Here is an 8,967-nt window from a genome sequence, read left to right on the forward strand (position 1 = left end):
TGTCCCGCGCCAAGGCCAAGGCGAACCAGGTCAAATGCGTGAGCAATCTGCGCCAGATCGGCATCGGTTTTCACTTATACGCGGAGGATTCCAACGACAGTTATCCGGCGCACAAAGGCTGGGGCGATGTCGGCGGCATTCAAGGAACCAACGCCGGAGCGAGCTCATCCACGGCGCCGTTCACGCCGGCTGACCAGCGCCCGTTGAATCCTTTTGTGGGGCACCCGCAAACGTTTCGGTGCCCGGCGGACAAGGGCGATTCCTACCGGTTCGTGGAAAACTGCTTCACGTGGTATGGCAACAGTTACCTGGTCGTTTGGGCGGTCGATACCTATCGCACAAAACATCTGACCGGCGATTCCCAATCCCGCGATCCGGCCGTGGCGCCGATGAAGTCCAGCGAAGTCAGCCTGGCCGCTTCGACCAAGATTTTCATGGGAGACTGGAACTGGTTTTTCAACCGCGACAAGAACGACCGGCGCAGCATCTGGCACAACTACAAAGGCCAGTCCCGGAACAATATTCTGTTCGGAGACAACCACGTCGATTATTTCCGCTTTCCAACGAATCCCAGGGATTACGAAGGCCCGCCGAACATCACGAACAAGTGGTGGTGACCTTCCCCGAGTCAGAGTAGCGCAGACTTGTAGTCTGCTGTATCGCCGATTTGCAATCGGCAACGCGCTGGCGGAATGCAATTCCGCGATACGGCAGAGTGCAACTCTGCGCTACCGGGGCGAAGGAAATCTATCCTGCGCCGCAGGGTCACTGTTCCAGCGCAACAACACGCAAAAGTTCTTCCAGCGGCAACTCCCCGTTCATCACACGCCGCAGCCCCGTGTGCCACAGCGTGTGCATGCCCTGGTCCACGACAACTTGCTGAAGAGAGCGCGTTGGGAGTTTTTGGATCACGGCATCGCGGAGCGTTTCGTTGACCACCATCATCTCCGTCAACGCGGTGCGCCCACCGTAACCCGTGTGCAGGCACTCGGAGCACCCGGCTCCGCGCCGGAAATAAGCGGATTCAACCGTCTCCGCAGGCACGAGCCGTAACAGCGCGGCATCCGGCTCGTACGGCGCAGCGCAATACTGGCAGTTCTTGCGAATCAGCCGCAATCCCACCACGCCGGTGATGCTCGACGCCAGCAGGAACGGCTCGATGTCCATGTTGATCAGGCGCGCGAACACGCCCGCGGTGCTGCCGCTGTGGATCGTCGAGATAACCAGATGCCCGGTCAGGCCGGCCTGCACGGCAATCGCCGCCGTTTCCGGGTCGCGAATCTCGCCGATCATGATGACTTGAGGGTCCTGGCGCATCAACGAGCGGAGCGCGATCGGATAAGTGAACTCGCGGGCGGGATTGATCTGCGCCTGGCTGATCATCGGCAGGTTGAATTCAACCGGATCTTCCACCGTGCTGATACTGATCGTCGGGCCGGCGCGATGCACGAGATGACAAAGCGCGGAGTAGATCGCGGTCGTTTTTCCTGAACCCGTCGGCCCCGTCAGCAGAATCAAGCCGTTCGGCCGGTCGATCAAATGAACGAACGCCTTGAGCGTCTCTTCCTCGAAACCCAGAGTGGACAATTCAAAGGTGCGGTTTCGCGGATCGAAAATTCGAACCACGATCTTCTCGCCGCGTACCGTGGGAAAAACTGAAATCCGAAGTTCCACGCCAGCGGTGTCGGGCCCGGCCGGAACATGGCCTTCCTGCGGCAGGTCCGTCTGGTAACTCACCAGATTGGCCATGACTTTGAGCCGGCCCGAAATCCGGTCCAGCAACTCCGACGGCAAATGGACCAACTCGGTCAGCACGCCCATGAGCCGGAGCCGCACGACGACCGATTTTTCCCACGGTTCGATGTGGATGTCGCTGGCGCCGGCCTTGACCGCATCGTGGACGATGATCTGGACGAGCTTCGGCGTTTCGATGGCGGCGGTGTTGGGGACAGAATGGAGGTATTGCGACGTTTCACTCACACTGGCTTTTTCCATTTGACCCCAATGTGACGTGTCTGCTCGAAGGTCTCAATTTCAGTTTTTCAGCGTGCTGGAGCGTTCCTGCAGCCACTGGACGTCCGGGTTGTTCGGTGAACTGACGCCCAGCGGAATGAACTGGCCTTTCCGGAGCGTTGGCGTCGTGCGCGGATCGACCCATTGCTTGATCCTGCCGAGCCAATGCCATCGAAGATACTGCTTGGTCCGCGGGATGGACGACAAAGCTCGTAGCGCAGAGTTGCACTCTGCCGTATCGCAGAATTGTATTCTGCGGGGCGTCTCCCAGTCCGAGCACGCTGGGACTTGCCGGCGCCCGGCCGATTGGAAATCGGCGATACCGCAGATTGAAAATCTGCGCTACGGTTCTCCGGTCGATCTGTCGTCAATCCCACGGTCTGCACAGTAAGCGACCGGCCAGCATCTCGACCGCCCTCGGTTGCTCGGCTCGCTCGCGCACCATGTCTCCGACCATCGCCAGATAAGGGTCTGTGCAAAAATAAATTCCGGTTTTGCTGGAGGCGATTTCGCTTTCGGGCGAGGCACGACGAAGGAGCATAGTCAGGGCTCTGCGACTGAGGAGAAACGAAGCCAGAAAACGAAATCGCCCCAGCCCTCCGGGGCGGGGCGGCGCCTGGCCGGCTGCGGCGTTGCTCGTCGGTCACAGCCCCAAAACGGGGATGCTCCCTCCTCGCGTCTTGCATCCGGCCAGGCGGCGCTCCCGCCAAAACCGGAAGTTATTTTTGCACAGACCCTAAAGCGAATCGTCTTCATCCACCATCAGCGCGAAGACACGCTCTCCGATCGGACTGTCCCGAGGATCGAGCGTGGTGAAGGCGTTTCCGTCGTATCCCAAAAGCCCGCGATCCAAGCTTCCCATCGACCTCCTCGGTCCACCCTCCATCCGCCACCCGTCCATCCTCGTGGTTCTCCTCCTCCGCCTGAACTCCAGGAAATGATTTGTTCCTCGCCGCCTGGCCATGCCGTAAGCTGCGCCGGAAATGAACATGCCCTGCTCGCCCAGCTTACCTCTGTTCTGGACTCTTTTCCTGGCCATATCCGCCACCGGTGCTCCCGGAGCGCAACTCCTCGATGACCGATCGATCACGCTTCATTCCACCCACGAGATCGCGGAGAAGCGCCGCGCGCTGATTCACTACCTCTGGGGCAAGGAAGGTTTTCCCAAACGCCGGTTGCCCGACGTTGTTCTCACGAACGTGGCCGGCCCGGTCAAACAGCTTGACCATCTCGCCCGCGCGGACGAATTGCGCATCGACATGGCGCCCGGCTTGCAGGGGCTCGCGTATCACTTCATCCCGAGGCAACCGAATCGTGAACTGGTCGTGGTGCACCACGGCCATGCTTGCACCTTGGACGACGATCCTTCGCCGGCAGACGTCGGCTACGGGATGCAACGCACCATTCGCGCGCTGTTGCGCGAGGGGTACGGCGTGCTGGGCGTGTTCATGCCGCACATGCGGCCGGGGGATTGCACAGGCGGCCACGACGCCATGTTCCTGACCAACACCGTCGGCAGCCCGATCAAATATTTCCTGGAGCCAACCGCGATCAGCTTGAATTACCTCAACACACGCAGCCGTGCGGACCGCTTCCCGAATTATCGCGCCTTCCACATGACCGGACTTTCCGGCGGCGGCTGGACGACGACGGTCTATGCCGCAATTGATCCGACGATTCGCTGCAGTTTTCCAGTGGCGGGAACGATTCCGCTGTACCTGCGCTACGACGGATCCGTCGGCGACCGCGAACAATTCGAGCCGACGTTCTATCGCCTGGCCGGTTATCCGGATCTCTACATCCTGGGCGCACATGGACGCGGCCGTAAGCAGGTGCAAATCCTGGTGCGTCGGGATGATTGTTGCTTCGGCGAGAAGCAGCACGATGCGAAGTCCGCCGGCCTGCCGTACGCCGAAGCGATGCGGGCGTACGAACGCAACGTGCGCGATGCGCTTGAGAAAATGGGCCGCAGCTCATTTCGACTGGAGATCGACGAAGTCGCGCCGAGCCACATGATCTCGCATCATGCGATCAAGGACGTGATTTTACCGGAACTGCGGAGTGGCCGACGGTGATTCAGTCCCGCGACTGCCACAACCGACCAACATGTTGGTGACAACTCTCAGTTTGAGTTCGGTAGGGCGAGTCCGTCCCGGCGAGCCGCTCGATGAGCTTGCAACACGTCCGATCCGGCTCGCTGAGGACAGGCTCGCCCTACCCATGGAAGCGGCCGAGAATTGCTGTGATTCTGTGTTGCCAAACCGCCGCCGATTGGAAAAAGGTTCCGGGCTGATGATTATGAAACCCGTTGTGATTCGTCATTGCGCCGTGTGACCGAGGCTCGTCGCCAAATCTGCCCGGGTGGCAGAATTATTGAGGAAAGCGCAAATCATGCTCTCGAAAATCAGCCGTCCATCCGCGCTGCCGAGGAGCGGTTCGCAGGCGCGTTCCGGGTGGGGCATGAGGGCGCCCACGTTGCGGCGCTCGCTGCAGATCCCGGCGATGTTCCATAACGAACCGTTGGGATTGGCCTGCTCCGTGACTTCACCGCCGGCGCTGCAATAGCGCCAGAGAATCTGGTTGTTCGCTTTCAGCCGGGCCAAAGTGGCGTCGTCCGCAAAGTAACAGCCTTCGCCGTGCGCGATGGGGATGCGCAGGAACGTTCCGGCTGGAATCCGATTCGAGAACGGCGAATCCAGGGTCAGCGTCTTCAAATACACGTGCTCGCAGCGAAACTGAAGGGAACGGTTGCGGATCAACGCGCCGGGCAGCAAGCCGGCTTCGCACAGGATTTGAAAGCCATTGCAGATGCCGAGCACGAGTCCGCCGTTGGCCGCGAATTCCTGGACCGTTTGCATGACGGGGCTGAAGCGCGCGATCGCCCCGCACCGCAAGTAATCCCCGTAACTGAAGCCGCCGGGCACGATCACCGCATCGGCGTTGCCGAGCGACTTCTCCTTGTGCCACACGAACCGGGCCGAGTGGCCCGTGATCTGGATCGCGTGGATGGCATCCTGGTCGCAGTTGGAAGCGGGGAATTGGAGGACGGCGAAGTGCATTGGGCAGTGGTCAGTTGCCAGTGGTCAGTGGGCCAAGTCCGTAAATCGTAATGCGTAACATCCTGAAGGCTGGCTCCGTTAATCTATCACGCATCACGGTTTACGAATTACGCGTTACTCAACAATCTCCAGTTGATAGTCCTCAATCACCGGATTGCTCAGCAGTTTGTGGCAGGCTTCGTCGATCTGTTTGCGGGCGTTTTCTTTGTCCCCGGTGATTTCGACTTCGAGGTATTTGCCGACGTGGACGGCCTGGATGCCTTTGTAGCCCATATGTTCGAGCGCGTTTTGCACGGCTTTCCCTTGGGGATCGAGCACGGCCTTCTTGGGCGTAATGACAATTTTCGCTTTCATTGTTCGATTAGACGACGCGCGTCAGTTCGGGGGGATGTTTGCGGAAATCCTCTTGAAGAAGCCAGATTTTTTCGTCCTGGAGTCGAATGCACCGGAGTCCAATTCCGAGCAAAAAGGAGAAGGGACTCGCATTCGCACAACCAATCCAAATGTGGACACGAATTTCACGAATTATCGCGAATTCCGAAAGACGCGCCGTATTCGCAGCAATTTCCAGGGCGGGTCCCCTCAGTCAAAGGTGAGGCGGGACTCCTGCCGAGCCAGTACCATCGACGAAAGGCTCGGCGGGAGCCTCGCCCCACCGTCGTGAACTGAGGGGTTGCCAAGGCGGAGCAGGCGCCATTGACGACACGGCAGGTCGCTGGCCATAGTGCGCTCGGCCATGAGCCAACACCTCTACAATAGCAAGCTCTCCAAGTTCGTCTGGTTCGCCAACCGCTTCGGCGTGGCGGAGATGCTCAGGAAGCCGATGAGGCTGTTGCTCGCCCCGGTCATTATTCCGTTTCTCGCCCGGAAGAAGTTTTCATTCCAGAGCTCCGAGCTCGAATACTTTTACCACCGCTACAACATGACCTGGGCTTGCGAGCGCTGCCTCGAAGTGCCGGTGGGGCGCTTCTATTTGGAACAGTTCCGTAAAGGTCGCGTGCTGGAAGTCGGCAATGTCTTGTCCCATTACGGTCCCGTTCGGCACGACGTTCTGGACAAATTTGAAAAGGGGGAAGGCGTGATTAACCAGGACATCGTCGATTTCAAGCCGGACCAACCGTACGACCTGATGCTCTCGCTCTCGACGTTCGAGCACATCGGTTTCGATGACGAAGCTTCGACGCCGTCGGATCAAAAAATCCGCGCCGCGCTCGCCGCGTGCAGAACCATCTTGGCCGCCGAAGGGAAACTCGTGATTACGGCGCCGATCGGCTACAATCCTTTCCTCGACCGATTGATTTGCGAACAGACGCTGGGCGCGAGCCGTGAGTTTTATTTCGTGCGCACAGAGTTTCTGGCCTGGCAGCCTGCCGAGCGAACCGAGGCGTGCCAAAGGCAATACCGCCGGCCCTTCCCTTACGCCAACGCCCTCCTGGTCGCGGAGTTCGCCGCGCAGTAGGCGGTGTCCAACCTTCCCAGGAACCGTCTCTTCGGACCGTGGCCTTTAGGCCGCTTCGGCGCCAAACTCCGGAGCGAGGCCGGAAGCAGCCTAAAGGCTGCGGTCCGCACGGTCTTTGGTTCATGGCCCGTGAGCAGGCTCGCGTTGTTTGATCAGCACCGCGCAGTTCCACGTCAGGAATTCGCGCAGCAACGGGATCGCGGTGATGAAGGAAAATTCCGGATAGTAGCGGGGAGCAACCTTCATCACCTGAATTCCAGGTTGCCGCCGGAAAGCCTCCAGCATTCGCCCGATGGAGGTCGGGTAGAGAGTTTCAAACGGCGTGTGAATGCGCTTTCGCTTGATCAATTTGTCGAAAATCAAATGGCCGCGGCGCGCGCCCAGATAATGGAACGGGGAAAAGTCGTGGCCGCCCCACGGCGAAAGCCAATTCGTCCAGCTCAAGTAAAGCGTGCCCGACGGGTTGAGCATTTTGGCGAGCGACGCGATGAAGGCGAATGGCCGGGCGAGATGTTCCAGAACATTCGAGCACACGACCAGATCGTAGCGGCCGAGTTTGGCCACCTCGTCGCGGTCCAGATTGATCTGAATGAACGGCGCGGAGGCCAGCTCCGGGCTCAAGTAATTCGATTCGTCCGCGAAAACAACTTCGCAGCCGCGCCGTTGGAGCTCTGCGCCGAAAATGCCGTGGCCCGCGCCCAGGTCCAGCGCTTTGAGATTGCCATTCAGCGCGACGCCGTTCTTTTCCATCCAGCGAATTGCGTCCCGGGCCTGCAAGTGGTAAAATCCCGCGTCGTCGCGATGGCGGAGATGATGCGCGATGAGTTTATGGATGATCACGAGCGCCGCACTGTCCAATCTGCTGATTTGTCAGGCAAGCCGGAATTTGTTTGGCTCGTCTCGCGATGCGTTTCCTGATGTTGAACTGGCGTGACCCGCGCAATCCCCTCGCGGGCGGCGCCGAACGTGTCACTCTGGGATACCTCACCGCGCTGGCCCGACGCGGGCACGATGTCTGGTGGTTCTCCAACCACTTCGAGGGCGCTGCGGATGAAGACGCGATCGAAGGCGTCCGGATCGTGCGCGGCGGCGGGATTGGCACTTCGGTTTGGGCGGCGCGGCAGTGGTATCGGCGCCAGGCGCGCTTCGATCTGGTGATAGACCAGCATCACGGAATTCCCTGGTACGCCCCCTGGTGGTGCCGCACGCAGTGCGTCGCGTACATTCACGAGGTGCTCGGCCCGATCTGGAACGCCTTTTACTCCTGGCCTTTGAATGTCATCGGGCGATGGCAGGAACGGTGGACGCACTGGTTGTATCGGCGGATTCCGTTCTGGACGGCGAATCAGGCCGCGCGCGACATCCTGCGCCGGCACGGGGTTCGGGACGTCACGATCATTCCGTACGGCGTTCACACGGTGGCGTTGCCGGAGCTGGATGCCAAGCCTTTGACCCCGCCAATCCGCCTCGTGGTCGTGTCGCGCCTGGCGCCCAACAAACGAGTCGATCACACCATCCGGGCGGTTCAGTCGCTGCGCGAACGCGGGGTTCAGGCAAGTCTGAAAATTGTCGGTAGCGGCGGTGAGGATTCCCGGTTGCGCCAGGTGGCCTCCGATTTGAATCTCGGCGCGTGCGTCGAATTTCTGGGCGCCTTGTCCGAACCGGAGAAGGATCGGTGTCTGCGTGAGGCGCACTTTCTATTGCACGCGTCGCAACGCGAAGGATGGGGGTTGAATATCATTGAAGCCAATGCCCTGGGAACGCCGGCAGTGGTGTATCCGGTCGCGGGCCTGACTGAAGCCACCTTGCACGATCAGACCGGACTTGTGACTCAGGCTGAGAGTCCGGAAGAACTGGCCCGCTCGGTGGTGGACGCCTTGACATCGCCGGAACGGTATCGGACCTATCGATGGAACGCGTGGCAGCGAGCCAAGACTTTCCACTGGGACGTCGTGCTGCCCAAAGCGTGCGACTGGCTGGAAAGTCAGGCGCTGTTTTCTGTCAAGACTTCCCAACGCCGGTCTTTGAACTTGAAACCTTGAACTGCTCGCAGAGCTGCAAACGCGCTGTCTGTTCTCTCTGGTCCAACGTGACTTCACTGGCTCGTATCATCGGTGAATGAACGCTCCGTTCCCCTCACCCCGGCCCTCTCCCTCGGGGAGAGGGAGAACGTATCGCCGTCGTCCGCCCGTCCAATGCGCCCAGACTTGTTCCAGCGTGGCGAACGAATGTTCCCTCTCCCTGAGGGAGAGGGTCAGGGTGAGGGGAAAAGAGCGAAGGAGGGCCGGTTGACTTAGTGGTCCATTTCATAAATACGCTCACGTTCGCGGCAAGGGATTTTTCGGCCAGACGAGGCGCGAGCGACGAGCATATCCCGAAGTGGATCTGTAAGGAGCAAGCAACGAAGTCTGGCGAAAAAGAACTGCCGCCCTTCGG

8 protein-coding genes are annotated in these 8,967 nt (G+C 59.9%); 3 read left to right on the forward strand and 5 right to left on the reverse strand.

Going from position 1 to position 8,967, the window contains the following annotated elements:
- Positions 1–765 precede the first annotated feature (765 nt).
- A complete protein-coding gene (locus tag FJ398_22490; GenBank protein ID MBM3840677.1) occupies positions 766–1,995 on the reverse strand; it encodes a type II/IV secretion system protein in 1,230 nt (409 codons plus the stop codon).
- A gap of 39 nt (positions 1,996–2,034) precedes the next feature.
- A complete protein-coding gene (locus FJ398_22495; protein ID MBM3840678.1) occupies positions 2,035–2,220 on the reverse strand; it encodes a hypothetical protein in 186 nt (61 codons plus the stop codon).
- A gap of 776 nt (positions 2,221–2,996) precedes the next feature.
- Here FJ398_22495 and FJ398_22500 point away from each other — a divergent pair.
- Positions 2,997–4,088, forward strand: a complete 1,092-nt coding sequence (locus FJ398_22500; protein MBM3840679.1) for a hypothetical protein — start codon at positions 2,997–2,999, stop codon at positions 4,086–4,088.
- Between the two features lie 243 nt (positions 4,089–4,331).
- Here the strand turns inward: FJ398_22500 and purQ are convergent, their stop codons facing one another.
- Both purQ and purS read right to left on the reverse strand, forming a co-directional pair.
- A complete protein-coding gene (gene purQ / locus FJ398_22505) occupies positions 4,332–5,072 on the reverse strand; it encodes a phosphoribosylformylglycinamidine synthase subunit PurQ (protein ID MBM3840680.1) in 741 nt (246 codons plus the stop codon).
- 114 nt (positions 5,073–5,186) lie between these two features.
- The gene (gene purS / locus FJ398_22510) at positions 5,187–5,426 is read right to left on the reverse strand and encodes a phosphoribosylformylglycinamidine synthase subunit PurS (GenBank protein ID MBM3840681.1); all 240 of its coding nucleotides are present in this window, start codon (positions 5,424–5,426) and stop codon (positions 5,187–5,189) included.
- Positions 5,427–5,808: 382 nt separating this feature from the next.
- On the opposite strand from purS, the gene FJ398_22515 reads away from it, so the two are divergent.
- Positions 5,809–6,531: a hypothetical protein gene (locus FJ398_22515; GenBank protein MBM3840682.1), complete on the forward strand. Its 723-nt coding sequence runs from the start codon at positions 5,809–5,811 to the stop codon at positions 6,529–6,531.
- A 120-nt stretch (positions 6,532–6,651) separates the two neighbouring features.
- On the opposite strand, the gene FJ398_22520 is transcribed toward FJ398_22515, so the two are convergent.
- Positions 6,652–7,398 (reverse strand): methyltransferase domain-containing protein, encoded by a 747-nt coding sequence (locus FJ398_22520; GenBank protein MBM3840683.1) that lies wholly within the window; start codon positions 7,396–7,398, stop codon positions 6,652–6,654.
- 38 nt (positions 7,399–7,436) lie between these two features.
- Between FJ398_22520 and FJ398_22525 the strand changes: the two genes are divergently transcribed.
- Entirely contained in the window at positions 7,437–8,573 is a 1,137-nt protein-coding gene (locus FJ398_22525; GenBank protein ID MBM3840684.1) for a glycosyltransferase family 4 protein, read from the forward strand.
- The last annotated feature ends 394 nt before the right edge of the window (positions 8,574–8,967 follow it).

Source organism: Verrucomicrobiota bacterium, from assembly GCA_016871535.1.
Classification (GTDB): domain Bacteria; phylum Verrucomicrobiota; class Verrucomicrobiia; order Limisphaerales; family SIBE01; genus VHCZ01.